The 25,179-nt window shown below is 69.8% G+C and carries 25 protein-coding genes; 7 read left to right on the plus strand and 18 right to left on the minus strand.

The features are described from left to right. Positions 1-43 precede the first annotated feature (43 nt). Together TSH58p_RS32480 and TSH58p_RS32485 are read left to right on the plus strand one after the other, a co-directional pair. Entirely contained in the window at positions 44-2,422 is a 2,379-nt protein-coding gene (locus tag TSH58p_RS32480) for a TIM-barrel domain-containing protein (protein WP_109069820.1), read from the plus strand. 294 nt (positions 2,423-2,716) lie between these two features. After that, complete coding sequence (locus TSH58p_RS32485; protein ID WP_109069819.1) at positions 2,717-3,388, plus strand: TerC family protein; 672 nt, start codon at positions 2,717-2,719, stop codon at positions 3,386-3,388. A 97-nt stretch (positions 3,389-3,485) separates the two neighbouring features. Here TSH58p_RS32485 and TSH58p_RS32490 read toward each other — a convergent pair whose 3' ends face one another. From TSH58p_RS32490 to TSH58p_RS32540, 11 genes are all read right to left on the minus strand, one after another. Then, positions 3,486-3,833, minus strand: coding sequence for a RidA family protein (locus tag TSH58p_RS32490; protein WP_109069818.1), 348 nt, complete (start codon positions 3,831-3,833; stop codon positions 3,486-3,488). Positions 3,834-3,875: 42 nt separating this feature from the next. Then, the gene (locus TSH58p_RS32495) at positions 3,876-4,655 is read right to left on the minus strand and encodes a transporter substrate-binding domain-containing protein (protein WP_109069817.1); all 780 of its coding nucleotides are present in this window, start codon (positions 4,653-4,655) and stop codon (positions 3,876-3,878) included. 35 nt (positions 4,656-4,690) lie between these two features. Beyond that, the gene (locus tag TSH58p_RS32500) at positions 4,691-5,053 is read right to left on the minus strand and encodes a RidA family protein (RefSeq protein WP_162600111.1); all 363 of its coding nucleotides are present in this window, start codon (positions 5,051-5,053) and stop codon (positions 4,691-4,693) included. Positions 5,054-5,091: 38 nt separating this feature from the next. Further along, entirely contained in the window at positions 5,092-6,219 is a 1,128-nt protein-coding gene (locus TSH58p_RS32505) for an FAD-binding oxidoreductase (protein WP_109069815.1), read from the minus strand. 17 nt (positions 6,220-6,236) lie between these two features. Beyond that, the gene (locus TSH58p_RS32510; protein ID WP_109069841.1) at positions 6,237-7,646 is read right to left on the minus strand and encodes an NAD(P)/FAD-dependent oxidoreductase; all 1,410 of its coding nucleotides are present in this window, start codon (positions 7,644-7,646) and stop codon (positions 6,237-6,239) included. A gap of 5 nt (positions 7,647-7,651) precedes the next feature. After that, positions 7,652-7,948 (minus strand): (2Fe-2S)-binding protein, encoded by a 297-nt coding sequence (locus TSH58p_RS32515; protein ID WP_035681439.1) that lies wholly within the window; start codon positions 7,946-7,948, stop codon positions 7,652-7,654. Beyond that, positions 7,929-9,062, minus strand: coding sequence for an FAD-binding oxidoreductase (locus TSH58p_RS32520; RefSeq protein WP_109069842.1), 1,134 nt, complete (start codon positions 9,060-9,062; stop codon positions 7,929-7,931). Before TSH58p_RS32520 ends, TSH58p_RS32515 begins: the two co-directional genes overlap by 20 nt. An 8-nt stretch (positions 9,063-9,070) precedes the next feature. Next, positions 9,071-9,871 carry an ABC transporter permease gene (locus TSH58p_RS32525; RefSeq protein WP_109069814.1) on the minus strand — a complete coding sequence of 267 codons (801 nt, stop codon included), beginning with the start codon at positions 9,869-9,871 and terminating at the stop codon, positions 9,071-9,073. Beyond that, positions 9,868-10,800: an ABC transporter permease gene (locus TSH58p_RS32530; RefSeq protein WP_109069813.1), complete on the minus strand. Its 933-nt coding sequence runs from the start codon at positions 10,798-10,800 to the stop codon at positions 9,868-9,870. Before TSH58p_RS32530 ends, TSH58p_RS32525 begins: the two co-directional genes overlap by 4 nt. Then, positions 10,797-11,840, minus strand: a complete 1,044-nt coding sequence (locus TSH58p_RS32535) for an ABC transporter ATP-binding protein (protein ID WP_109069812.1) — start codon at positions 11,838-11,840, stop codon at positions 10,797-10,799. Before TSH58p_RS32535 ends, TSH58p_RS32530 begins: the two co-directional genes overlap by 4 nt. A gap of 67 nt (positions 11,841-11,907) precedes the next feature. Further along, positions 11,908-12,942 (minus strand): ABC transporter substrate-binding protein, encoded by a 1,035-nt coding sequence (locus TSH58p_RS32540; RefSeq protein WP_109069811.1) that lies wholly within the window; start codon positions 12,940-12,942, stop codon positions 11,908-11,910. Positions 12,943-13,103: 161 nt separating this feature from the next. Between TSH58p_RS32540 and TSH58p_RS32545 the strand changes: the two genes are divergently transcribed. Further along, on the plus strand, positions 13,104-14,009 hold the full coding sequence (locus TSH58p_RS32545; RefSeq protein ID WP_109069810.1) for a LysR substrate-binding domain-containing protein: 906 nt from the start codon (positions 13,104-13,106) through the stop codon (positions 14,007-14,009). Between the two features lie 7 nt (positions 14,010-14,016). Here TSH58p_RS32545 and TSH58p_RS32550 read toward each other — a convergent pair whose 3' ends face one another. From TSH58p_RS32550 to TSH58p_RS32575, 5 genes are all read right to left on the minus strand, one after another. Then, positions 14,017-14,781 (minus strand): amino acid ABC transporter ATP-binding protein, encoded by a 765-nt coding sequence (locus TSH58p_RS32550; RefSeq protein ID WP_109069809.1) that lies wholly within the window; start codon positions 14,779-14,781, stop codon positions 14,017-14,019. Between the two features lie 37 nt (positions 14,782-14,818). Next, entirely contained in the window at positions 14,819-15,481 is a 663-nt protein-coding gene (locus TSH58p_RS32555; RefSeq protein WP_014199009.1) for an amino acid ABC transporter permease, read from the minus strand. Positions 15,482-15,655: 174 nt separating this feature from the next. Then, on the minus strand, positions 15,656-16,510 hold the full coding sequence (locus TSH58p_RS32565) for a transporter substrate-binding domain-containing protein (RefSeq protein WP_094302718.1): 855 nt from the start codon (positions 16,508-16,510) through the stop codon (positions 15,656-15,658). A gap of 172 nt (positions 16,511-16,682) precedes the next feature. Continuing rightward, complete coding sequence (gene dapA / locus TSH58p_RS32570; RefSeq protein WP_109067835.1) at positions 16,683-17,582, minus strand: 4-hydroxy-tetrahydrodipicolinate synthase; 900 nt, start codon at positions 17,580-17,582, stop codon at positions 16,683-16,685. A gap of 385 nt (positions 17,583-17,967) precedes the next feature. Continuing rightward, positions 17,968-19,116: an alpha-hydroxy acid oxidase gene (locus tag TSH58p_RS32575; protein WP_247873803.1), complete on the minus strand. Its 1,149-nt coding sequence runs from the start codon at positions 19,114-19,116 to the stop codon at positions 17,968-17,970. A gap of 238 nt (positions 19,117-19,354) precedes the next feature. Between TSH58p_RS32575 and TSH58p_RS32580 the strand changes: the two genes are divergently transcribed. The 4 genes from TSH58p_RS32580 to TSH58p_RS32595 all read left to right on the plus strand — a co-directional run bounded on the left by TSH58p_RS32580 (position 19,355) and on the right by TSH58p_RS32595 (position 22,146). Continuing rightward, on the plus strand, positions 19,355-20,791 hold the full coding sequence (locus tag TSH58p_RS32580; RefSeq protein WP_109067836.1) for an FAD-binding oxidoreductase: 1,437 nt from the start codon (positions 19,355-19,357) through the stop codon (positions 20,789-20,791). Continuing rightward, complete coding sequence (locus TSH58p_RS32585; RefSeq protein WP_109067837.1) at positions 20,788-21,480, plus strand: helix-turn-helix domain-containing protein; 693 nt, start codon at positions 20,788-20,790, stop codon at positions 21,478-21,480. Before TSH58p_RS32580 ends, TSH58p_RS32585 begins: the two co-directional genes overlap by 4 nt. Positions 21,481-21,578: 98 nt before the next feature. Continuing rightward, positions 21,579-21,785: a type II toxin-antitoxin system RelE/ParE family toxin gene (locus tag TSH58p_RS32590; protein WP_247873804.1), complete on the plus strand. Its 207-nt coding sequence runs from the start codon at positions 21,579-21,581 to the stop codon at positions 21,783-21,785. Then, positions 21,778-22,146 carry a helix-turn-helix domain-containing protein gene (locus tag TSH58p_RS32595; protein ID WP_109067839.1) on the plus strand — a complete coding sequence of 123 codons (369 nt, stop codon included), beginning with the start codon at positions 21,778-21,780 and terminating at the stop codon, positions 22,144-22,146. The genes TSH58p_RS32590 and TSH58p_RS32595 overlap by 8 nt, the downstream gene beginning before the upstream one ends. On the opposite strand, the gene TSH58p_RS32600 is transcribed toward TSH58p_RS32595, so the two are convergent. Further along, positions 22,139-23,026 (minus strand): TonB family protein, encoded by an 888-nt coding sequence (locus tag TSH58p_RS32600; RefSeq protein ID WP_109067840.1) that lies wholly within the window; start codon positions 23,024-23,026, stop codon positions 22,139-22,141. The two genes, TSH58p_RS32595 and TSH58p_RS32600, sit on opposite strands and share 8 nt — an antisense overlap. Positions 23,027-23,072: 46 nt before the next feature. Continuing rightward, complete coding sequence (locus TSH58p_RS32605; protein WP_247873805.1) at positions 23,073-25,178, minus strand: TonB-dependent siderophore receptor; 2,106 nt, start codon at positions 25,176-25,178, stop codon at positions 23,073-23,075. Between the last annotated feature and the right edge of the window lies 1 nt (position 25,179).

The raw sequence follows: 25,179 nt of genomic DNA on the forward strand, positions 1-25,179 counted from the left end.
CCCCCCAAACCTCAGGTCTCATGACGTCAGGAGTTCACGCGCCATGCGCACGCTGACCGGCGCCTCCCTCGTTGCGCCCGCCCCGTCCCGCGACGGGGCGCAAGCCGGCCCCCAGGGGATCGCCTTCGCCCTCGACCGCGGCTACCGCCTGACCCTGTTCCCGCTGGGGCCCGCGCTGGCGCGCGTCCTCATCGAGCGGCCGACCGGGCTGCGCGCCCCGCGCACCTGGTCGCTGGCGCCCGAGCTGTCGGGCCAGACCGACCCCGCGCTGGCCGACCCGATCGACGGGCGCGACCGCCGCGACCTGACCGGCTTCCCCGGCACGCCGGCGGCGGTCGAGGAGAGCGCCGACAGCGTCACCGTCACCACCCCCGGCTGGCGCGTCGTGGTCCAGCGTTCGCCGCTGGCGCTGCGCTGGTACGAGCCGGCGGCGGAGGGCGACGGCTGGCGCCTCGTCCTGGCCGACCGGCCGACCCAGCCCTACCTGTTCGACGACCGCTCGCCCCGCTTCGCCCACCATCTGGTCAGCCACGCCGGGGAGCGCTACCACGGCTTCGGCGACAAGAGCGGCGGCACCGACAAGCGCGGGCGGCGCCTCGCCATGGGGACGACCGACGCGCTCGGCTACGATGCGGAGACGAGCGACCCGCTCTACAAGCACATTCCCTTCTGCCTCAGCGTGCGTCCGGAGCGCGGCGGGGCGGCGGTCGGCGTCTTCTACGACAACCTGTCGCGCGGCCTCTTCGACCTCGGCCAGACCATCGACGCCTACCACGGCGACTTCATCCGGTTCGAGGCGTCGGACGGCGATCTCGACTGCTACGTCCTGTTCGGACCCAGCGTTCCGCAGGTCGTGGCGAACTTCACCGCGCTGACCGGCCGCACCTCCTTCCGGCCGCGCTGGGCGATCAGCTACTCCGGCTCGACCATGCAGTACACCGACGCGCCGGACGCAGGCGTGCGGCTGCTCGGATTCCTCGACGCGCTGAAGCAGCACGGCCTGCCCTGCGGGTCGTTCCAGATGTCGTCCGGCTACACGATGATCGGCGACAAGCGCTACGTCTTCCACTGGAATCGCGACAAGTTCCCCGAGCCGGAGGCGGTCACCGCCAGGTTCGCCGAGGCCGGCGTCCATCTCGTCGCCAACATCAAGCCGGCGCTGCTCGACGACCATCCGAAATTCGCCGAGGTCCAGGGCTTCGGCGGCTTCGTGCGCGACAGCGACGCCCCGGACCGCCCGCAGATCACCCAGTTCTGGGGCGGCGACGGCGCCTATCTCGACTTCACCAACCCGGCGACCACGCGCTGGTGGATGGCCAACGTCACCCGGGAGCTGCTGGAGCGCGGCATCGGCTCGACCTGGAACGACAACAACGAGTTCGAGATCTGGGACGACGCGGCGGTCTGCGACGTCAACGGCCATGGCGGCACGATGGCGACGCTGCGCCCGGTGCAGACGCATCTGATGATCCGCGCCTCGCATCTCGCCCAGGTGGCGCACGCGCCGGACAAGCGGCCCTACCTGATCTCGCGCTCCGGCGGGCCGGGCCTCCAGCGCTATGTGCAGACCTGGTCGGGCGACAACCGGACGAGCTGGAAGACGCTGCGCTGGAACCTGCGCATGGGGCATGGCTTCAGCCTGTCGGGGCTGTTCGACTACGGCCACGACGTCGGCGGCTTCGCCGGTCCCCGGCCGGAGCCGGAACTGCTGATGCGCTGGATCGAGCAGGCGGTGTGGTGGCCGCGCTTCACCATCCATTCCTGGAACGACGACGGCAGCGTCACCGAGCCCTGGACCTACCCGGAGCTGCTGCCCCAGGTGAAGGCCGCGCTGGATTGGCGGGAGCGGCTGGTGCCGCTGCTCTACACGCTGCTGTGGCGGGCGCACCGCGACCACGACCCGGTGATGCGGCCGCTGTTCTACGACTTCCCCGACCAGCCCGAGGCCTATGGGGAGGAGGACAGCACCATGGTCGGCGACCGGCTGCTCGTCGCCCCGGTCCTCGACCCCGGCCGGACCGAGCTGGAGGTCTGGCTGCCGGCGGTGCCCGGCGGCTGGTACGATCTGCGCGACGGACAACGCTACGACGGCGGCGGGCGCGTCACCGTGGCGGCGCCGCTGGGCGTGGCCCCGGCCTTCGTCCGGGCGGGAACGCTGCTGCCGCTTGGCCCCGCCCCCTCCTGGGCAGAAGGCCCGTTGACCGTCCGCTGCTTCCCCGGACCGGAGGGCTACGCCCCGCTGACCCTGTTCGACGACGACGGGGAGAGCGTGTGCCGCGACGAGTCCGTCTGCCTGCTGACCGTCACCGGCACGGACGCGGCCTCGCTGTCGGTGAGCCGCAGCGGCGGCCGGGCGCCGCGCTGGACCTCCCTGTCCATCGAGGCGGCGGACGGCACGCCGATCGGCAGCCTGCCGCTCTGACCGGATCAGCACGCCCGCACCCGAGGCCGCCGTGGCCGGGGCGCGGGCGTGCCGTCCCCACCCCACACATGATCGCATGGCCGCCCCGGCGAAACCGACGTTGTAGTGTCGGTGGTGTTGGTATAAAGACCGGTTTTACCAGGCCGGGCCCCTCTGACAGTTCCCTGAACTGTGATGTCGGACTGGAGACATTCAGAGTGGCCCCCGCCCGCCCCTGCCGGCAGCGTTTCTGCCGTGCGCCTGGACCCGCCCGTGGGTGCTGCTCTCTTGCCCTATGCTGGAGGAAGGCACCGCATGACCGATCTGTTCACAGCCGACGCGCTCGCCGCGCTGCTCCAAGTCATCGCCATCGACCTCGTCCTGGCCGGCGACAACGCCATCGTGGTCGGCATGGCCGCCGCGGCGGTGCCGCTGGCCCAGCGCCGCAAGGTCATCTTCTGGGGAATCGCCGCCGCCATGGGGCTGCGTGTGTTCTTCGCCCTCATCACCACCCAGCTCCTCGCCATCATCGGCCTGACCCTGGCGGGCGGCGTGCTGCTGCTGTGGGTGTGCTGGAAGATGTTCCGCGAGCTGCGCAGCCACGGCGCCGACGAGATCGCCCCCGACGAGGCGATGGACGCACCCGATCCCTCGGGCACCGTCACCGCCGGAGTGGCGGGCAACGCCGCCGTCGCGGCGGCCGGAGCGACCACCTTCGGTGCGGCGATCTGGCAGATCGTGGTGGCGGACGTGTCGATGTCGCTCGACAACGTGCTGGCGGTGGCCGGCGCCGCCAAGGAGCACCCGACCATCCTGGTGATCGGTCTGGTGCTGTCGGTCGTTCTGATGGGCGCCGCCGCCAACATGATCGCGCATGTCCTGCACAAGCACCGCTGGATCGGCTGGGTCGGCCTCGCCATCATCTCCTACGTCGCGCTCGACATGATCTGGCGCGGCAGCAACGAAGTCCTGCGCCACATGGCGTAAGGCCGACTGCGGACGAGGTCCTCGATCGGGGGCGCCCGCCGCACCATGACGGTGCCGGGCGCCCCCGTCCGTTTCAGGGGAGCCGTTAAAGCGGCCGTTAAACGGCCGCCGTCACCACGACCTCGATCAGGATCGACGGGTCGCCCAGGTCGGCGACGCCGATAGTGGCGCGGGCCGGCAGGTCGTCGCCGTTCAGCCACTCCAGCCACGCCGCGTTCATGCCGTCCTTGGCCTTCATGTCGGTGATGAAGAGCTGGGCGGACAGCAGCTTCGTCTTGTCCGTGCCGGCCATGGCGAGCACGGCGTCGAGCTTTTTGCAGATCTGGGCGGTCTGCTCCTGCATGCCGACGCTGACGTCGTCGGCGATGATGCCGCCGAGGAAGGCGATGCCGTTGCTGATGACGACGCGGTGCATGATCTTGGTCTTCTCAACGCGCTTGATCACGAGAACTCTCCCAATTTTGGTTGGTATCGGACGGGTTGTTGGTCAGGGGGTGACGGTGAAGTCGACGTACTTGGCGGCGATGCGGGCCAGCGTGCCGTCCTGCACGACCGACGCGATGGCGGCGTCGAAGGAGGCCTTGAGGTCCGCGTCCTCCTTGCGCAGGCCGACGCCCACGCCGGGTCCGAACACCTCGGCGTCGACCAGCGGCTTGCCGACGAGCTGAAGCGACTTCGAGGCGTCGGCCTTCACCCAGTCGGACGCGGTGGCGCCGGTGGTGATGGCGGCGTCGATGCGCCCGCTCTTCAGGTCGGCCAGCAGATTCGACGCGGTGTCGTAGTTCTTCAGCGAGACGGTCTTGCCGAAGTGCTTCTCGACGTAGCGGTAATGGGTGGTCGAGGTCTGGGCGCCGACCGACTTGCCGGCCAGGGTGGCCTCGGTACCGTCGATGCCGCCGCCGGTGGCCGCCACGAAATAAGCCGGCACGACCATGTATGGGGCGGAGAAGGCGATGGCCTTCGCACGCTCCGGCGTGATGTTCATGGTCGCCATGATCGCGTCGTAGCGGCGCGACAGCAGGCCGGGGATGATGCCGTCCCAATCCTGGGCGACCAGGGTGCAGCGCCGCTTCATGCGCTCGCACAGCGCGTTGGCCAGCTCCACCTCCAGCCCGCCGAGCGTGCCGTCGGGGGCGGTCATGTTGAAGGGCGGGTAGGCGCCCTCCGTCGCGATGCGCAGGGGCGGACCGTCGGCGCGCGAGTCCGAGGGGACGGCGACCGTGAGGGCGCACAGGCTCAGCGCCAGCCCGAGGGCCAGACGTTTCATGGAAAACTCCGGTTTGGTAAGTCGGTAGGAGCCGGTCAGAGGGCCGCGATCACCTGGATCTCGACCAGCAGGTCGGGGTCGGCGAGCCTGGCCTCGACGGTCGCGCGGGCCGGGGCGTTGGCACGGTCCACCCAGGCGTCCCAGGCCGCGTTCATCGCCGCGAAGCCGGCCATGTCGGCGAGATAGACGGTGGCGGTGAGCAGCCGGCTCTTGTCCGTGCCGGCGCGCTCCAGCAGGGCGTCGATCTGGCGCAGCACGTCGCGGGTCTGCGCCGTCACGTCGTGGGTCACGCCGCCCATGGCCTCGAAATCGGCGATCTGGCCGCACAGGTAGACGGTGCCGTTATGAACGACCATCTCGCTCATCCGCGGGCCGCAATCGAAACGCTTTATCGTCAAAACATGGGTCTCCTGAAAAGGCCGCTCCGCCGGAGCGGTCACGCGGCGGTCGCCGTGTGGCGGAATCGCTGGATGCGGAAGGCGTCGATGGGCAGGTCGCTCGCCCCCTTGGTGATCAGGTCGGCGGTGATCCGCCCGACGATGGGGCCGAGCTGGAACCCGTGGGCGGAGAAGCCGAAGGCGTGGAACACTCCCTCCTCCGTGCCGCTGGGGCCGATCACCGGGATGTCGTCGGGCATCCGCGCCTCGATCCCCGCCCAGGCGCGGACGATGGTGGCGCTGCGCATGATCGGGAACAGGTCCCACACCGTGCGGGCGTTGGTGGTGACGTTGGCGAAGTCCAGATCCGTCCGGTTCTCGTCGCGGTAGGCGCGGCCCAGCAGCCCGCCGCCGATCAGCACGGTCCCGTTTGGAAACTGCTTGAAGGACAGGGTGCGGCCCGTCGCCCCGACCACCGGCTTCAGGAAGGGCGGCACGCGGGCGGTGATCATCAGCATGGGCGCGATGACCTCCAGCGGCACCGGCTCGCCGAGCTGGGCGGCCAGCCGGTCGGCCCAGGCCCCGGCGCAGTTGACCAGCACCGGCGCCTCGTGCGCCACCCCGTCCGCCGTCTCCACCCGCCAGTTGCGGCCCGAGCGGGCGACCCGAGCCACCGCCGCCCCCTCGTGGAAGCGGGCGCCCAGGCTTTCCGCCTTGCGCTTGAAGGCGAAGGTGGTGCGGTAGGGGATGGCCGCCCCGTCGCGGCGCGACACCAGGGCGCCGAGGCAATGCTCCGCGATGGACGGGACGAGGCGGCGCAGCTCCGCCTGATCCACCACCTCCTCGTGCGTGAAGCCGAGCGCTGTGAGCTGGGCCGCCCGCTCCCGGCAGGAGTCCAGCTCCGCCTCGGTCTCCGCGACCTTGACCTGGCCGTGGCTTTCGAAGCCGCAATCGTCGTCCACGAGGTCGCGGATGCCGTGCCACAGCGCCATCGAGGCGACGGACAGCGGCACCTCCGCGGCATGGCGGCCGAGCTGGCGCACCCCGCCGGCGTTCACGCCGGAGGCGTGGCGGCCGATGTGGTCCTTTTCCAGCACCAGCGCCCGGACCCCGCGCATGGCGAGGTGCAGCGCGGTGGAGCAGCCGTGCAGGCCGCCCCCGACGATGATGACGTCCGGCTCCGACATGGCGTCCCCCTGCCCCGTCAGTGGTGCATCACGGCGGCCACCTCGTCCTCGGCCTTGGGCAGCGAGGCGAGTTCGGCCAGCGTGATCGGCTTCACCGGCGGGCGCAGCCGGTAGTAGCCGACCTCCGCCGGGGAGACGCCGCGGGCGTCGGCGATGACCTCGACCACGGTCGGGCCGCACAGCCGCCCCTGGCACGGCCCCATGCCGCAGCGCAGGAAGGACTTGGTCTGGTTCGGCCCGCTGACGCCCAGCTTCACGGCGTCGCGCACCTGCCCCGCCGTCACCTCCTCGCAGCGGCAGACGATGGTGTCGTCGGCGGGGACGCGGAACTCCTTGCCCGGCCGGTAGAGCGCGTCGAGGAAGTCGCGTCCGCGCAGCGCCCGGTCCAGCGCCTCGCGGTGCGGGGCGGCGTCGCGGTCGCGGGTGGCGCGGTCGATGGCGCCCAGCCGGTGCAGGGCGTCCAGCGCTGTCAGCCGGCCGCGGTGCTCCGCCGCCAGAGCGCCGGCGATGCCGGCCCCGTCGCCGGCGATGGCGACTCCCGCCACCGACGTGGCGCCCCAGCCGTCGACGTCCGGCACCCAGCAGCGCTGCGCCTCGTCCCAGGACTGGGCGCAGCCGATGGCGTTGGCGAGGTTGATGTTGGGGATCACGCCATGGTGCAGGAGGAGCGTGTCGGCCGGAAGGCGCTGTTCGGCCCCGTCGCCCTGGCGGTAGACGACCGACTGCACCCGCCCGTCGCCCTCGGCGCGCAGGGCCGAGACGTTGCCGATCACCTTGACCTTGCGCCGGACCTCCAGCAGCAGCTTCAGCCCCTTGCCGACATAGCCGGAGCGGGCGAAGGCCGGCAGGAGCGGCATGGCCTGCCGCCAGTTCTCCCGCGGGGTGGTGTCGAGGATCGCGTCGATGCGCGCGCCGGCCCGCAGATACTGCCAGGCGAGCAGCCAGAGCAGCGGCCCGCTGCCGGCCATGACCACGTTGCCCGAGGCGACGAGGCCCGACGTCTTCAGCAGGATCTGCGCCGCCCCCGCCCCCATCACGCCGGGCAGCGTCCAGCCGGGGACCGGGAAGGGCCGCTCCAGCGCGCCGGTCGCCAGGATGACGTGCCGCGCCGGCAGGATTCGCGCCGCACCGTCGCGCGACAGGCCGATGTCGAGGCTGCGCGAGACGCTCCACACCGCGGCGCCGGGCAGGTAATCGGCGCCGCTGTCGCGGAACGGCCCGACCAGATCGGCGCCGTGCCAGTAGTCGGTCCCGAGAACGCTGGGATTCTTCACCGGCGAGCGGGTGATGGCGCGGTAGATCTGGCCGCCGGGGGCCGCCTGCTCGTCGAGCAGGACGGTGGACAGGCCGCGCCGGGCGGCCAGCGTGGCGGCGGCGAGGCCGGCCGGGCCGGCGCCGATCACCGCCAGATCGTAACGAGGCTTCAGGTCGGTCACCGGTCGATCTCCCGCTTGCCGTTCTGGGTTTCCACCCGCATGCCGGGGCGCACGCGGATCTGGCAGCCCTGCTGGTTGCCGGTGCCGTCGATGGTCACCAGACAGTCGAAGCACACGCCCATCATGCAGTAGGGGCCGCGCGGGGCGCCCGACACCGGGGTGGTCCGGCAGGCGCCGACCCCGTTGGCGATCAGGGCGGCGGCGACGCTGTCGCCGGACAGCGCCTCGGCCGGGCGGCCGTCGATGGTGAAGGAGACGCGCTCTCCGCCCGCGTCAGGCAACCGCTGGAACATGGAACCTCCGGGCGCTGAAGGCCGAGAATTCGTCGGGCAGGCCGCCGGCGGCGATGTGCGGCGCCAGCGCGAGCGCGTGGTTGGCGGCGAGCGTCACGCCGCTGTGGCAGGTGGCGACGAAGGCGCCGGGCATGGTGGTGGACTGCTCGTAGATCGGGAAGCCGTCCGGGGTCAGCACGCGCAGCGCCGCCCAGGTCCGCACCACGTTCAGCTTGCCGAGCAGCGGGAAGATGCGCAGCGCGCGATCGGCGATGGTCGAGGTGATGCCGTTGCGCACCGTGGCGTCGAGCCCGGCATCCTCGAAGCTGTCGCCGATCATCACCCCGCCCTCGTCGGTCTGGCGGATGAAGCCGACCGGAAAGTTCAGGAAGGGGGCGGTCTTCTCCGTCACGATGACGTGGCCGCGCTCCGGCCGCACCGGGGCGTCCAGCCCGACCATGGGGGCCAGCCGGCGGGCGTCGTGCCCGGCGGCGATGACCACCTTGCCCGAGCGGACCTCGTCTCCCGAGGCGGTGACCATGCGGAATCCGCCATCGCGCGGCTCGATCCGCTCCACCCGGTGATGCGGACGATAGGACACGCCGGACCGGACCATTCCGGTGTGCAGCGCGCGCAGCAGCTTCAGCGAGTTGCAATGGCCGTCGAGCGGGCAGTAGCTGGCCCCGACCACGTCCTTGCCGATGAAGGGCATCTCCTTCGCCACGGCGGCGCGGTCCATCATCTCGTAGTCGTAGCGGACGACGTTCGGCTGGTTGTGCAGGCGGCGGAGCTGTCCGGCCCGCCGCTCCATCTCCTCCTCCGACAGCAGGGGCAGGAAGCCGCCCGGCCGGCGGTAGCACACGTCGATGCCGGTCTGCTCCTGAAGCCGCTCGGCGAAGCCGGTCCAGGTGTCGGAAGACATCTTGGTCCAGCCGGCGTATTCCGGCAGCCCCAGCCCCTTGCCCTGCACCCAGACCAGGGCGAAGTTGCCGCGCGACGGGCGGACGGCGACGTCCCCCTCGTCGAGGACGGCGACCGTCTGCCCCTGCTGGGCGAGGCCCCAGGCGATGGCCGACCCGACCAGCCCGCCGCCGATCACGGCGACGTCGCAGTCGGATCTCGTTCTCTCGGTCATGGTGACGCTCACTCCTGTCCGCGGCCGACCAGCAGCCGCTCAAGCCCGTAGAGCCGGTCGAGCACCAGCATCGCCGCCACCGTCATGAAGATCAGCGAGGCGGACACCGCGGCGACCAGAGGGTCGATGTTGTCCTGGATGTAGAGGAAGAGACGCACCGGCAGCGTCGTCGTCTCGGGCGAGGCGATGAAGACGGTCATCGTCACCTCGTCGAAACTGTTGATGAAGGCCAGCACCCAGCCGCTCGCCACGCCCGGCAGGATCAGCGGCAGGGTCACCCGCCGGAAGGTCGTCCAGGAGGTGGCGCCGAGCGAGGCCGCGGCGTTCTCGATGGAGCGGTCCATGCCGGTGGAGGCCGCCAGGATCAGCCGCAGCGCGAAGGGCAGGATGATGACCACATGGCTCAGCACCAGCCCGGCGAAGGTGCCGCCCAGCCCGATCTGCGTGAAGAAGCGCAGGAAGGCGATGCCCAGCACGATGTGCGGCACCATCAGCGGCGACAGGAACAGCGCCGTGATCGCCTCGCGCCCCCGGAACTGGTGGCGGGCGATGGCCAGCGCCGCCGGGACCGAGAAGGCCACCGCGATGGTGGAGCTGACCGCCCCCAGCAGCAGGCTGTCGCGGAAGGCCCGCGCGAATTCCGGGTTGTCGCCGATGGCGCGGAACCAGCGCAGCGACAGCCCCTCGGTCGGCAGCGACAGATAGCCCTGCGAGGTGAAGGCGACCACGCAGACGATCAGGATCGGCGCCAGCAGGAAGGCCAGGAACAGCGTGTGGAAGACCAGGGCGACGGGGCCGTTGCGGTTCATTCGAACACCTGCTTGTAGCGACGTTCGACCAGCCTGTTGCAGCCGACGATGATCACGATGTTGGCGAGCAGCAGAAGGATCGCGATGGCGGCGCCCAGCGGCCAGTTGAGCGTGTTCAGGAACTCGTCGTAGGCCAGCGTCGCCGCCACCTTCAGCCGCCGCCCGCCGATGATCGCCGGGGTGGCGAAGGCGCTGGCGGCCAGCGCGAAGACGATGATCGATCCCGACAGGATGCCCGGCACCACCTGCGGCAGCACCACCCGGCGCAGCACGGTGAAGGGCTTGGCCCCCAGCGACAGCGCGGCGTTCTCCACCTGCGGGTCCAGCCGCTGCAGCGACGCCCAGACCGACAGCACCATGAAGGGCACCAGCACGTGGGTGAGCGCGATGATGACGCCGGTCTCGGTGTACATGAACTCGATCGGCGTCGCGATCAGCCCGACCGCCATCAGCGCCGTGTTGATGATGCCGGTGGAGCCGAACAGCAGCGCCCAGCCGAGCGTGCGGGACACCACCGAGATCAGCAGCGGCCCCAGCACGATCAGCAGGCACAGGCCGCGCCAGGGCGACCGCATGCGGCGCAGGATGTAGGCCTCCGGCGCGCCGAGCACGGCGCAGAGCAGCGTCACCACCACGGCGATGCGGAAGGTGCGCAGGAAGATCTCGTGGAAATAGTCGTCGGTGACGATGTCGATGTAGTTGCCGAGCTGCCAGACGTCCTGGATGCCCGTGTAGAATCCGAAGCTGTTCAGCGACAGCAGCCCGGTCATGACCAGCGGCACCAGCAGCAGCACGGCGAACAGCGCCAGCGCCGGCAGGCTGAGCAGGTAGGGCGCCAGCGGGCGCCGCTCCGGCCGGTCCGGCGGGACGGATTTCGACGCCGCGTCCGGGGACTCCATCATGGATTTGTGAGCGTCCACGGCGGTCATGCCTCACCCGCCATCACGCGCATGTCCTCCGCCCGCCAGCCGACCATGACCGGTTCGTTCTCCCCCGGCAGGGTCTGGCCGTCGTGCTGGCGGATCACCGTCAGGTCGCCGGCCTCCGTGCGGATTTCGAACAGCCATTGGGTCCCCTGGAAGACCCGCGCGCGGACGAGGCCGGGCACGCCGGCGCCGTCCACGAAGCGGACCTTCTCCGGCCGCACGGTCAGCAGGCCGGGGCCGTCCGGCACCTCCGCCGCGACCGGCCACGCCGTGCCGGCCACGTCGATGCGCCGCCCGGCGCCGTCGCGGCGCACCGTGCCCTGGAGCAGGTTGGTGCGGCCGAGGAAGTTGGCGACGAAGGCGCTGGCCGGGTTGTCGTAGGCGTCCTGCGGGGCGGCGACCTGCTCGACCCGGCCCTTGTTCATGATGACCACCCGGTCGGACAGGGCCATGGCCTCCGCCTGATCGTGGGTGACGAGGATCATGGTGGTGCCGACGCTGCGCTGGATGCGCCGCAGCTCGATCTGCATCTCCTCGCGCATCTTGGCGTCGAGGTTGGACAGCGGTTCGTCGAGCAGCAGCAGGCTCGGCTTGATGACCAGGGCGCGGGCCAGCGCCACGCGCTGCTGCTGGCCGCCGGACATGCGCCGCGGGTAGCGGTCGCCGAAGGCGCCCAGCCCGACGAGCTGGAGCGCGTCGCGCACCATGCGGTCGCGGTCGGCGCGCGGGATGCCGCGCATCTCCAGCCCGAAGGCGACGTTCTCGGCCGCCGTCATGTGGGGGAACAGGGCGTAGCTCTGGAACACGATGCCGAGCCCGCGCTCGTTGGGCTTCCTGGCCAGCAGGTCGGCGCCATCCAGCGTGACGCGCCCGGCGCTGGGGTCGAGGAAGCCGGCGATCATCTGGAGCGTCGTGGTCTTGCCGCAGCCCGACGGGCCGAGCAGCGAGACCAGCTCCCCCTTCTCCACCGTCAGGGACAGGTTGTCGACGGCGACCCAGGGGCCGAACCGCTTGGTCAGGCGGTCGAGGACAAGGTAAGGCATGGCGTCGTCTCCCACCAAGGAGCTAGGAAAATCCCGGCCCGCCGTGGAAGCGGGCCGGAAGCGGCGGTCAGCGCTCGATCTCGCGGGTCCAGCGCTTGTTCCAGGCCTCGCGGTTGGCGTTGATGGCGTCCCAGTCCACCACCAGCAGCTTGCCCATCTGCTCGGGGCCGTAGGGGATGCCCACCTGCTGGTCGGCGGTCAGGGTGACGGTCTTGTTCACCGGGCCGAAGCCGGCGCCGGTCGCCATCACGGTCTGCACCTCCGGCGACAGCATGTGCTGGATGAACTGCTGGGCTTCCGCCGCCTGCTTGCTGCCGGTGATGGCGCAGGCCGCCGAGGCCAGCACGACGCCGCCCTCCTTCGGGTAGACGAAGGCGGCGGGGAAGCCGGTGTCGGCCAGCGCCTTGGCGCGGCCCGAGCCCCAGACGGCGACGGTGGCCTGCCCGCTCTGGAACAGCTCGGTCATCTTGCCCGGCGACGGCTCGTAGGCGAGGACGTTCGGGTTCACCTTGTCCTTGAAGGCCTTGAAGCCGGGATCGATGCTCTTCTCACCGCCGCCGTCGAGCCGCGCCATCATCACCAGCGCGTGCAGGCCGTAGCTGTTGTTGATCGGCGGGATGACCAGCTTCTTGCGGTACTTGGCGTCCTCGATGTCCTTCCAGGAGGCGGGAGCGGCCCAGCCGTTCTCGTCGAAGACCTTCTTGTTGTAGACGATGCCGGTGCCGACCGCGCCGACGCTGACCGCCTTGCCCGAGGGGATCTTCGCCAGATCGTAGAGGTCGTCGTAGACCGGCGCCTTGGCGAGGTCGGCGCAGAAGCCCAGCGCCACCGCCTGGTACATCGGGCCGTCGTCCAGGATCACCACGTCGATCTGCTGGTTGCCCTTCTGGGCCTGGAGCTTGGCGAGGTTGTCGGTGGAGTTGCCGGCGACATACTCGACCTTCATGCCCGTCTTGCTCTCGAAGGCCGGGATGATGTCCTTGCGCATGGTCTGCTCGAAGGACCCGCCATAGGCGGCGACATACAGGGTCTTCTGCTGCGCCTGCGCGGCGCCACACCCCAGGGCGGCGGTTGCCATCAGGCCGTACACCAACGCTCGCATCTGTCCCTCTCCTGTTCTGGTTCGTTTCGCCGCGGTTGCGCGTTTTGTCGCACCCCCGGAGCGTCGCGCCCCATCGGTATAATCGTCAAATCGAATTGTTGGCGGTGTCTATAAACGAATGTTATGCTGCAACGCATCGGACACCGTCGGACCGCCCCGGAATGCTCAATCCCCGCCAGATCGAGGCGTTCCGCGCCGTCATGCTGACCGGCGGAATCACCGCGGCGGCGGAGCTTCTGAACATCTCCCAGCCGGCGGTCAGCCGCCTGATCGCCGATCTGCAATACGCGCTGAAGCTGACGCTGTTCGAGCGGCGCGGCTCGCGCATCGCGCCGACCAGCGAGGCGATGTCGCTGTACCAGGAGGTGGAGCGGTCCTTCGTCGGGCTGGAGCGGATCGAGCAGGCGGCGCGCGACCTGCAGGAGCGGCGGGCGGGCACGCTGCGGGTGGCCGCCATGCCGGCGATGGCCATCGGCTTCCTGCCGCGCTTCGTCGCCCGCTTCCTCGAGGAGCGGCCGCGGGTGGACGTGTCGCTGTGGGGGAGCAGTTCCCCCCAGGTGCTCGATTGGGTGGCCGCCGGCCAGTGCGAGCTGGGCTTCGGCCAGTCGGCGGTGGAGCACGCGACGGTGCTGTGCGAGCGGATGCCGCGGGTGCGGGCGGTCGCCGTGGTGCCGAGCGGCCATCCACTGGCCGCGCGCAAGCGGCTGGTCCCGGAGGACTTCGCGGGCGAGGCCTTCATCGCGCTCGGCGCCGCCACGCTGATGCGCTATTCCATCGACGCCGTGTTCGCCGAGCACGGCATCGGCCGGTCCACGCGGGTGGAAACCCAGCTCACCATGATCGCCTGCGCCATGGTCGCCGCCGGAGCCGGGATCTCCATCGTCGACCCCTTCACGGCGGAGGAGTATGCGGGGCGCGGCGTCGCCATCCGCCCCTTCGAGCCGGCCATCACCTTCGAAATGGCCGTGCTGCATTCGGCGCAGCGGTCGCTGTCCACCCTGGCCCAGGACTTCCTGGGGGAGTTCCGCGACGCCGTCGCCACCTTCCGCCTGCCCGAGCAGACCTGAACCGGATTCAGCTCCGGGTGTGGAAGTGGCTGAGGAAGGCGCGGGTGGCCTCCTGCTGCGGCCGGTCGATGACGTCGCGCGCCGGTCCCTCCTCCACGATCATGCCGTCGCGCATGAAGATCACGCGGTCGGCGACCTCGCGGGCGAAGGCGATCTCGTGGGTCACGATGATCATCGTCATGCCCTCGGCGGCGAGGTCGCGCATCACCCCCAGCACCTCCGACACCAGCTCCGGGTCGAGGGCGGAGGTCGCCTCGTCGAACAGCATCACCTCCGGCTCCATGGCCAGCGCGCGGGCGATGGCGACGCGCTGCTTCTGCCCGCCGGACAGCCGGTCCGGGTAGGCGTCGGCCTTGTCGGCCAGCCCGACCTTGGCGAGCAGCCGGCGCCCGATCGCCTCGGCCTGCGCCTTCGGCATGTTCTTGGCGGAGACCGGCCCCTCCATCACGTTGCCCAGCACCGTCATGTGCGGGAACAGGTTGAAGTGCTGGAACACCATGCCGGTGTTGGAACGGAACTTCGCCTGCGCCTTGGGCCGGGGCAGCGCCTTGCCCGTCTCGAAGTCGAAGGCGTCGCCGCCGATGCGGACCCGGCCGCCGTTCGGCACCACCAGCAGATTCAGGCAGCGCAGCAGGGTGGACTTTCCCGACCCCGACGGGCCGATCAGCGCCACGACGGCGCCGGGATCGACCTTCAGGTTGATGTCGCGCAGGACGACCAGCTCGCCGAATTGCTTCCTCAGCCCGGCGACTTCGATCTTGGGAATGCTCATGGGACGGGGCCTCTCGCGTTGGATCGCCGGGGGAGCGTCAATGACCGGTCTGGAGCTGCTTCTCGCCCCGCTTCACGATGGCCGTCAGGGGGACCAGCACGACGAAGTAGATCAGCGCGACGATCGTGTAGACCTCCAGCGGGCGGAAGGTGTCCGTCGCGGCGACCTGCCCCTGGTAGAGAAGGTCGGGGACCGCCACCACCGACACCAGCGAGGTGTTCTTGAACTGGATGATCGACTGGTTCATCAGCGGCGGGATCATGCGTTTGACCGCCTGTGGCAGCACGATGCGCCGCATCACCTTGGCCGGCGTCATGCCGAGCGCCAGCCCGGCCTCCGTCTGCCCCGCCTCGATGGAGACCACGCCGCCCCGGATCACCTCCGCGTAGAAGGACCCGCCATAGAGCGACAGGGTGAGGACGGAGGCGGTCACCGCGTCGATCTGGATGCCGGTCAGCATCGGCAGCGCGTAGTAGAACCACAGCAGCTGCACCAGCAGGGGCGTGCAGCGGAACAGCTCGATGTAGGCCCAGGAGATCCAGCGCAGCACCGCGAAGCGCGAGAGCTGGGCCAGCCCGCCGACCAGCCCCAGCAACAGGCCCAGCACGACGACGGCGGCCGTCAGGCCGATGGTGACCAGCGTGCCGTTCAGGAACAGCCAGCGGTATCCCCAGAGCATCTCGAAGTTGAAGGTGTACATGGCGGGCCTGCTTGCAAAACTTCGGAACGGCGGCCGCACCCCGGTGGGGCCGGCCGCCGCGCGCCATGCGGATTGCAATCCGCTTTGGACCGCGACGGCGGTCCCGGCCGCACATGCGGCCGAAGCCCGCCGGCGAGTGAGGCGATGTGAGTCTAAAGCGAACGGATGTTCGCTTTAGAAAGTGATGCCTTCCGGGATGTCGCTCATGGCGATGTCCACCTTGGCGAGGCTGTTCACCACCGCCTCGCGGATCAGGCCCAGGCCCTGGGCGTAGACGATCCAGGTGTTCACGAAGTCGCGCAGGGTCTTGTCCGTCTCGCGCCGCACCGCCGCGTTGGAGGTGGAGCCGAAGATCGGGCGCGGCACGATCACCTTGCCCAGCGACGGGTCGCGCTTCACCGCGCGCACGCCGCCCATCCAGAAGATCGACTGGGCGTCGGCCCGGCCGCTGCGCACAGCCAGAGTCGCCTCGTCCAACGACTTGAAGCGGATGAGCTGGGCGTTCGGGCAGAGGCGGCTGGCCACCTGATCGTGGGCGGAGCCGACGTCCACCGCGATCTTGACCTCCGGCTTGTTCATGTCGGCCCAGCTCTTGGGCTCGAAGCCCGGCTTGGCGATGACGACCAGGGCGCTGTTGTAGACCGGGACCGTGAAGTCGACGGCCAGGGCGCGTTTCGGCGTCGGGTTCATGCCGAACATGACGTCGATCTTGTTGGCCTGGAGGTCGAGGATGGCGTTGCCCCAGGTGGTCTCGACCACCTCGATGCCGACGTCCATGTCGGCGGCGAGCGCCGAGCCGATGTCCCAGAACTGGCCCGACCACTGGCCGGTCGTCTGGTCCTTCATGATCCAGGGGGCGCCGGTCGCCACACCGCCGATGCGCAGCTTCTTGGCCTTCAGGACCCGGTCGAAGGAGCTGCCGCCCTCCTGCGCCGCGGCCGGGGCGATGCCCGCCGCCATGGTGGCCCCGAAAGCCCCGACCGCCGCGCCGGCGCCCAGAAACCCAGCCAGTTCCCTGCGATTCACCATGTCCGTCTCCCTTGTGGTCCGTCGGGCTGTCCGACCGGATGTGTCGTGACGTGTGTGTCGTGACGTGTGTTCAGGCCATTCCGTGTTCGTTGACCGGCCGCCGCCGCGGCTTCGCGTTGTTGGGGTGCCCGCGAGGAGGAAGCCGGGGCGCCCGGACCGTTCCTTTTGGCCGTCAGGCGAGCGCGATCTCGCGCGCGTGCCGGGCGACGGCCTGGAGCTTCTCGGTGGTCTCGGCGGTCGGCGCGGTCAGCGGCAGCCGCACCCCGCCGACCGGCATGCCGGCCATCGCCATGAAGGCCTTCAGCGGGCCGGGGTTGGTTTCCAGGAAGATGGAATTCACCACCGGGTCGATCCGGGTCTGCTCGGCCAGCGCCTCGTTCAGCTTGCCGGCGCGCGCCAGTTCGAAGATGCGCAGCCAGATCCGCGGGTAGATGGTCGCCGAGGCCAGAACGCCGCCCCGTGCCCCCAGCGCGACGTGGGTGGCGAACAGCGGCTCCTCGCCGCTCAGCACGGAGATCTTGTCGCCGGCGTACTTTATCGTCTTGATGAATTCCGGCATGTCGTAGGAGGAGAACTTCATGCCGATGATGGAGTTGTCCTCCGCCATGGCCTGCACGCCCTCGGCGGTGACCGCCACGGTGGTGCGGCGCGGGATCTGGTACAGCATGACCGGCACGTCCACCGCGTCGCGGTAGGCGCGGAAATAGGCGCGCATGCCCTCCTGGGTGCCGGCGGCGTAATAGGGGGTGACGGTCATCACCGCGGCCGCCCCGGCGGCGGCGAAGTCGCGCCCGGCCTCGACCGCGTCCTGGAAGCCGGTGGACAGCACGCCCGGGATCACCGGCTTGCCGCCGGCCTCCTCCACGCAGGCGGCGACGACGCGCTTGCGCTCGTCCCGCGACAGGGCGGGATACTCGCCGGTGCCGCCGATCGGCACGACGCCGGACGCCCCGGCGTCGAGCTGGTGCCGCACCAGCCGCTTCAGGCCGGCGATGTCGACGGAACCGTCGACCGTCAGCGGCGTGACGATGGCACTGAACAGGCCGCTGATCTCCGAATGGGTGAGTGCCATGGGGTCCTCGGATTTCCTAAGCGTGGCGTGTGAAGCGTGGTGCTCGAAGCGTCTCTTGGCCGTGCCGTGCGGCCGCAGGGCCGCCTTGCCCCCGCGATGCGGGAAGCCGGACAGGGACGATCGGAGAAAAAGACGATGAAAGGAGTTCGATGAAATCGACAAAGACCGGCGCGCCGCCGGAAATCCGTGCCTGACCACGCACCCGGCATGTGGTCCGGGCGGTGCTGGAGCGAACGGAGCGATGATGTGTCGCTTATGGGACCGTCACCCCGGCCCGTCCGCTTCCGTTGATAGAGATGTGACCTTATTTCTCACTTTGCTGCAACAACAAATCGTATCATGGACGAAAAAGTACGATACGATAAAAAAGGCGCGCCAGCACACGTCAACGTGGCCGCTCCACCGTCCCCGCGATGTCGGCCACGGTCGGGGCGCCGAGGAACCCCATGGTGGTCAGAAGCTCGCGCCGGAGCAGCTCCAGCACCGCCTGAGCCCCCGCCGCTCCATCGGTGGCCAGCCCGTAGAGGACGGCGCGGCCGATCAGCACGCCCTGCGCGCCCAGACCCAGATAGCCGGCGACATGGCTGCCGCGCCGCACCCCGCTGTCGGCCAGAACGGTCACCCGGTCGCCCACCCGCCCGGCGATGTCCGCCAGACAGCGGACGGGGTGGATGGCGTGATCCAGGTTGCGGGCGCCGTGGTTGGACACGACGATCCCGTCCACCCCCAGCTCGGCCGCCCTCTCCGCGTCGTCGGCGCGCAGCACGCCCTTCAGGATCAGTTTGCCCTTCCAGGCGTCCCGCAGGGTCCGCACGTCGTCCCATCCCACGTCCTGGGCGAGGCTGATCTCGTCCCCGACGGCGACCCGGCCCAGCGCGGTGCGGAACTCGTCGGGATAGTGGGCATAGGTCGGCACGCCGCCGTTGCGCAGATACCTGGCGAAAACCCCGGCGAACCAGCGCGGGTGGGCGAGGCAATCCAGCCCGGCGCGCAGCGACGGCTTGATCGGAATGCCGAAGCCGTTGCGGATGTTGTATTCGCGGTTGGGGGTCACCGCCGTGTCGACGGTCAGGACCAGCGCCTCCGCCCCGGCCCTTTCGGCCCGCCGCACAAGCTCCAGGGCGCGCTCGCGCTTGCGCCAGACATAGAGCTGGAACCACAGCCGCGCCCCGGATTCCCCGGCGATCCTCTCGATGGAGGTGATGGACTGGGTGGAGACGCAGAAGGGGATGCCGACCGCGGCGGCGGCCTTGGCCAGCTCCACCTCGCCGTCGTACCAGACCAGCCCGGCCACGGCGGTGGGCGCCACGACCAGCGGCATCGGCTGGCTCACCCCGAACAGGCGGGTGGCGGCATCGCGCTTCGACACGTCCACCAGCACGCGCGGCTCGAAGGTGAGGCTGTCGAGCGCCGCCTTGGTCGTCGTGATGCCGGTTTCATCCTCCGTGCCACGGTCGATGTACTCGAACAGGCCACGGGGGAGGCGGGACCGCGCCCGCAGCCGGGCCTCGGCGATGTTGAGCGACGCGGTCACCGCCGTCTCCCCGGTTCTCGGGAGAGGACGCGCGCGTCGCGGGATTCGCTGGATATGCCCATCGGGTGTTGCTCCGACAAAAATTATCTTTTCGGGAACAATTTTTCGTATGCTAGACATTGTGCAACAGTATCGTCAACGTCCGATCGTGCCGGCCGATTGTTCGCGGCACCGATTTCCGCGCCGACCTCCGACCCCGCTTTCTTCCCCGGCACCCGAAGCCGAAAGGACCTGTCCGATGCGTGACCCACAGGCTCTGCTGACGTCGTTGCGTACGCTCCTGGGGGAGCGCCATGTGGTCACGCAGGCGACGGATCTCGAACCGCTGACCCGCGACTGGCGGGGCCGCTACCAGGGCGCGGCGCTGTGCGCCGTCTATCCCGCGGACACCGAGCAGGTGGCGGCGACCGTGCTGCTGGTGCGCGAGCATGGCGGCACGATCGTGCCGCAGGGCGGCAACACGGGCATGTGCGGCGGCGCCACGCCCTTCTCGGACGAGACGGTGGTGCTGCGGCTCGACCGGCTGAACCGGGTCCGGCAGGTCAGCGCGCTGGACAACACCATGACGGTGGAGGCCGGCTGCATCCTGGCCGACCTGCAGGCCCGCGCGCAGGAGGCCGGGCGTCTCTTTCCGCTCAGCCTGGGGGCGGAGGGGAGCTGCCAGATCGGCGGCAACATCGCGACCAACGCCGGCGGCACGGCGGTGCTGCGCTACGGCCCGATGCGCGACATGGTGCTGGGGCTGGAGGTGGTGCTCCCCGACGGGTCGGTGATGAACGACCTGAAGCGGCTGCGCAAGGACAACAGCGGCTACGCCGTGCGCCACCTGTTCATCGGGGCGGAGGGCACGCTGGGCATCGTCACGGCGGCGGTGCTGAAGCTGTTCCCGCAGCCGCAGGCGAGCGCCACCGCCATGGCCGGCGCCGGCCATCTCGACCAGGCGCTGGAGCTGCTGGCCTCCGTCCGCTCCCGCTTCGGCGACCGGGTCAGCGCCTACGAGGTCATGTCGCACTCACAGATGCAGCTCGTGCTCGACCACATTCCCGGCTGCACCCTGCCCTTCGCGGAGCCGCACCCCTGGTACGTGCTGATCGAGGCGGAGGACAGCTTCGCCGCCATGGATCTGGCCGCCATCCTGGAGGAATGCCTTGCCGACGGGCTGGAGCGCGGCCTCGTCACCGACGCCGTGATTCCCAGGAGCGGGGCGCAGCGCGAGGCGCTGTGGCGCCTGCGCCATTCGGTGTCGGAGGCGAACAAGACCGCCGGCATCAGCGTCTCCTATGACACCGTGGTACCGCTCGACCGGCTGGGCGACTTCGCGGCGGAGACGGAGCGCGGCGTGCGCGCCGCCTTCCCGCAGGCGCGGCTGCTGTTCGTCGGCCATGTCGGCGACGGCAATCTGCACGCGGTGATCCATTTCGACCACGACGCCTTTCCCTCCCGCGCCGAATTCGAGGCGACGGCGGAACGGATCAACGAGATCGTCGACACCGCGACGCTCGCCTGCGATGGTTCGATCAGCGCGGAGCACGGGATCGGCCTCAGCAACCGCAAACGGCTCGCCCGCTCCATCGACCCGGCGCGCTACCGGCTGATGACGCAGATCAAAGCGTTGCTGGACCCTGACCATATGATGAATCCTGGAAAGGTTCTGGTGTTCGAGGAACCTCAATGAAGCGGCCCGCCCTGACGACCAAGCATGTACGACGAATCGCGACACGACAGGCGGCGGACGACGCAATGGATGTGATCGACCGGCCCGACGCGGCCACCGCCGCTCCCTCCCAAAGCGGGGCGGACGGGGAGCTGGACCTCGGCGTCCGGCTGAAGAACCTGCGCAAGCGCCTGGGGCTGACGCTCCAGCAGGCGGCCGACCGCACCGGCGTCGGGGTGTCCACCCTGTCCAAGATCGAGCGGAACGAGCTGTCGCCGACCGTCACCACCCTCCAGAAGATCGCCGGCGGGTTCGATATGGACGCGGCGGCGATCATCGGCGGGCCGACCCCGGCGCTGCGCGTCGCCGGACGCCGCTCGGTGACGCGGTCGGGCGAGGGCCGCCCCTTCCCGACCGGCACCTGCAACAACGCCTGGCTCTGCCCGGACCTGACGAACAAGGTCATGACCCCGATCATGACCACCGTCGTCGCCCGCTCGCTCGATGCCTATCCGGAATGGGCCAAATACGACGCGGAACTGTTCCTCCACGTCGTCTCCGGGACGCTGGTCGTGCACAGCCAGATCTACGAGCCGCTGCGGCTGGAAGCCGGCGATTCCATGTATTACGACGCCAGCACCCCCCATCTCTGGGTCTCGGAAGGCGACGGGGACGCCCGTGTTCTCTGGGTCTACGCGAAGTACCAGTGACACATAACGATACGATTGATAGATAAATAGCAAATCGCTATGTTCATGCGATGCACACGATCCGCTATACCGCGGCGGCCCTGAAGACGCTTCGCCGAATGCCGCGCAACACGGCGGACCTGATCCGCCTGAAGCTGCAGGAGGTGGCCGCCGACCCGGCGAACGGGCGGAACGTAAAGAAGCTGAAGGGCCGCGACGGCTACCGGCTCCACGTCGGCGACTGGCGGATCGTTTATGACCTCGAATCCGGCGTGCTGGTGCTGATCGTCATCGAAGTCGGCCCGAGAGGAGGCATCTATGAGTGATCCCGCGCAGATCATCCGGGATGGCAACGGCAATCCGGTCTTCGCGGTTCTTCCCATCGCCGAGTATGAACGGTTGCTGCAGGCCGCCGACGAAGCAATCGCGACCCGCGCCTTCGACGTCTACAAGGCAACCCAGCCGGAGACATTCCCCGATGACGTGGCTGAGCGGCTGCTGAGCGGCGAACATCCGGTGAAGGTCTTCCGCGACCATCGCGGCATGACACAGGCCCAACTCGCGGAAGCCGCCGGGCTCAAGCAAGCCTATGTCTCGCAGATCGAGGCCGGCACGCGTGGTGGTTCGGTGGACGTGCTCAAGCGGATCGCCGACGCTCTCCAGGTGGACCTCGCCGACCTCACCTGACCGACACGGAGAACTGCACCGGCACCTCGATGGTGGCCGGCTTGGGCGGCGGCGGAAAGGGGGCGGTCCGGGCGACCGTCTCCAGCGCCGCCCGCTCCAGCACCGCGACGCCGGGGCCGGAAAGGACGGCCATGGAATCGCCCGGAACGCTGCCGTCGCGCTCCACCGTGAAGCGCACCAGCACCGTCCCGCCCAGCCGCAGACGCCGCGCTTCCGCCGGCACCGCGAGCCGGGCCTGAAGACGGCGGCGCACCTCCTCCAGATAGGCCCGCATGGCGTCCGCACCGCCGCTGCCCACTCCGGCCTCCGCCAGGGGGGAGCGGTTCGCCGTTCCATCCGATGGTCCTGGCGTGGCGTCCCCGTCCTGCTCCCCGACCGTTGCCGTCCGTGACGGAGATGCCCTCGCCGGGGCGGCCGATGGCGGGGCGTGGGTGACCGCCGTCGCCGGTTTCACCGCCGGCTTGCGGGCTGGAACCGGCGGCGCGGCCACGGGTTTATCGGCGTCTTCGGGAACCGGCAACTCGGAGGTCGGACTGTCGGTGGGCGACGGGTCGGGAAGCGCCACGGCCTCCGCCGTCGGCGGTTCCGGGTCCGGTGCTGGATCCGGCACGGCGGTTTGAGGGGCGGGTGTCGGCTCCGCCGCCTCTTCTCCGCCGCCTTGCGGGCCTCCTCCCGCCTGCCCAGCCGCTTCGGCGCCGCTTCCCGGCACGAGATCGACGCTGATCGTCGCCGGAACGGTCACGGGCGGCGTCTCGGATGCGGCGATCAGCAGGCCCAGCAGGGCGGCGTGGGCAAGGGTGGACAGGGCGAGGGCCCAGTGTGCCCATGGTCCCCGCCCTTCCCGCGCGCCGGCGGGATGCCCCTCCCCACCGATCGTCATCCCTGCGGGGCGCCCCCCATCCATGATCAGGCCGCCGCCCGCCGCGTCAGAACTGGTAGCGCGCCCCGAGGTAGACGCTGCGCCCCTCCTCCGGGTAGCCGTCCATGAGCTGGTAATTGCGGTCGGTGATGTTGCGGACCACGGCCTCCGCCTCCACCCCCTTGACGATCTCGTAGGAGACCTTGAGGTTCGCCAGCGCGTAGGCGCCGGTGCGGTAGTAGGCGGTCTGCGCGGAGTTGCTGGTCCAGCGGGTCGAGGAGACCTCCAGCGATGGCACGACGTGCAGCGCCTCGACGGGCTGGAGGTCGGCGTAGGCGAACAGCTTGTGCGTCGGCGTGCCGGTCGGCTTGGGCTCCGGGGTGCCCACGGCATCCAGCGTGCGGACCAGCAGCGTGTAGTTGCCGCCGATCTCGATCCGGTCGGACAGCAGCGTGCGCGCCGACAGCTCGAACCCGCGGTCGAAGCCGGACCCGACGTTGCGGTTCTGCGTCACCGACTGGCCGTTGTAGAGGATGTTCACCGACTGGATGGCGTCGGTCAGGTCGTTGACGAACACCGCCCCTTCCAGGCGGGTGTTGCCAAAGACCTGCTCGGACGCGCCAACCTCGTAGTTGATGGCGCGTTCCGGCTTCAGCCCCGGATTCGACACGGCCCCGCCGAAGCGCGAGCTGAAACGCTCGAACAGCGTCGGGAAGCGGGTGCGGCTGGACACGCTGGCGTGCGTCTCTCCGGTCGCGCTGTAACGCCAGATCACCGCGCTCTGCCAGTTGAAGGCGTCCATGTCCTTCGTCGGGTAGGTGACGAAGCGCCCGGTGTTGGTCCCGTCCCAGTCCTGCGCCTTGCGCAGGTCGCGCCAGTCGTAGCTGACGCCGGCCACCACATCCACCGCCCCGGTGGCGTGGAAGGTGTTCTCCAGCGCCACCGAATAGGTGTCCTCGACGCTCGTCTGGTTCGGCTCGCGGAAGCGCGGGGCGTAGATGGTCTGGAATTCCTCGTGCTCGTCGCGGCGGACGTGGATGGCGCCCTTCAGCGTGTTCCGCGGGATCAGATCGGTGCCCAGCTCCACGCCGCCGCCATAGGCGCGGTCGTCATAGATGCTGGTGAAGGCCCGCGACGTGCTCTGCCGCACGTAGCGGCGGTCGTCGTAGGAATCGAGCTTGTTGTCGAAGGTCGAATGGAACAGCCGCGTCCTGACGTAGGACTTGTCGCCGAGCTGTGTGCGCGAATTGAAGGACAGGTTCTGAACCGCCCATTCCGGCCATTTCCAGTAGCGCATGGTTTGGCTGCTGGCCGGGTCGTGGGTGTGCAGCGGGGCGCCCTTCGAGCCGTTCTGCTTCAGCACGTTGAAGGAGTATTCGTCGGTGTCGTTGGGCGTGAAGCCGAACTTGGCGTTCACACGCCAGTCGCGGCTCTCCGTTCCCTCGCGCCGGCCGCCATTCTCGTTGGCGGTGGGCTTGTAGTCGTCGGACAGGCGGAAGAAGGTCTGCTCGACCTTGGCGATGCCGCCCTGGACGTAGAAGCGCTCCTGCTTCGTCCCGGCGCTGGCGCTGGTCAGATAGCCGGAGAAGGCGCCGGTGGTGTCGAGATTGATGCCGGTGCGCAATTCCCCTTCCAGCTCGCGCGTCGGCTTGCGGCTGACGAGGTTGATCGAGCCGCCGAGCCCGCCCGGCCCGTCGAGGACGGAGGCGTAGCCCTTGGCCACCTGGATCTCGGCCAGATCGCCGGTCAGGAAGCGGCCGAGGTCGAAGCGGTTGTCCGCCGGCAGATAGAGCTGCACGCCGTCCAGATAGAGCGGCACCTGGAACCGGTCGTAGCCGCGCACCGTGACGTAGCGCTCGTTGCGCGGGCCGCGGGTGGTGGCGATGCTGACGCCCGGCAGCAGGTCGAGCGCGCGGTCCAGCCGCTCGCGGTTGAAGCGGGCGATGTCCTCCGACGTCAGGACGGAGCCGCCGACCGGGGTGCCGCCGGCCGCCTGGGCCGTCGCGTTGATCTGGCCCAGCCGGTAGACCGGCTCGTCGGGCGCGGCCGCCTGAGCGGTGGCTTGAGCGGTGGATTCAGCGGTGGATTCAGCGGTGGATTCAGCCAAGGCGGGGGCGTTCTGCGCGGCGGCCAGCACGGCCGACGACGCAGCGGCAAGCAGCAATCGTCTCATC

This window comes from Azospirillum sp. TSH58, assembly GCF_003119115.1.
Classification (GTDB): domain Bacteria; phylum Pseudomonadota; class Alphaproteobacteria; order Azospirillales; family Azospirillaceae; genus Azospirillum.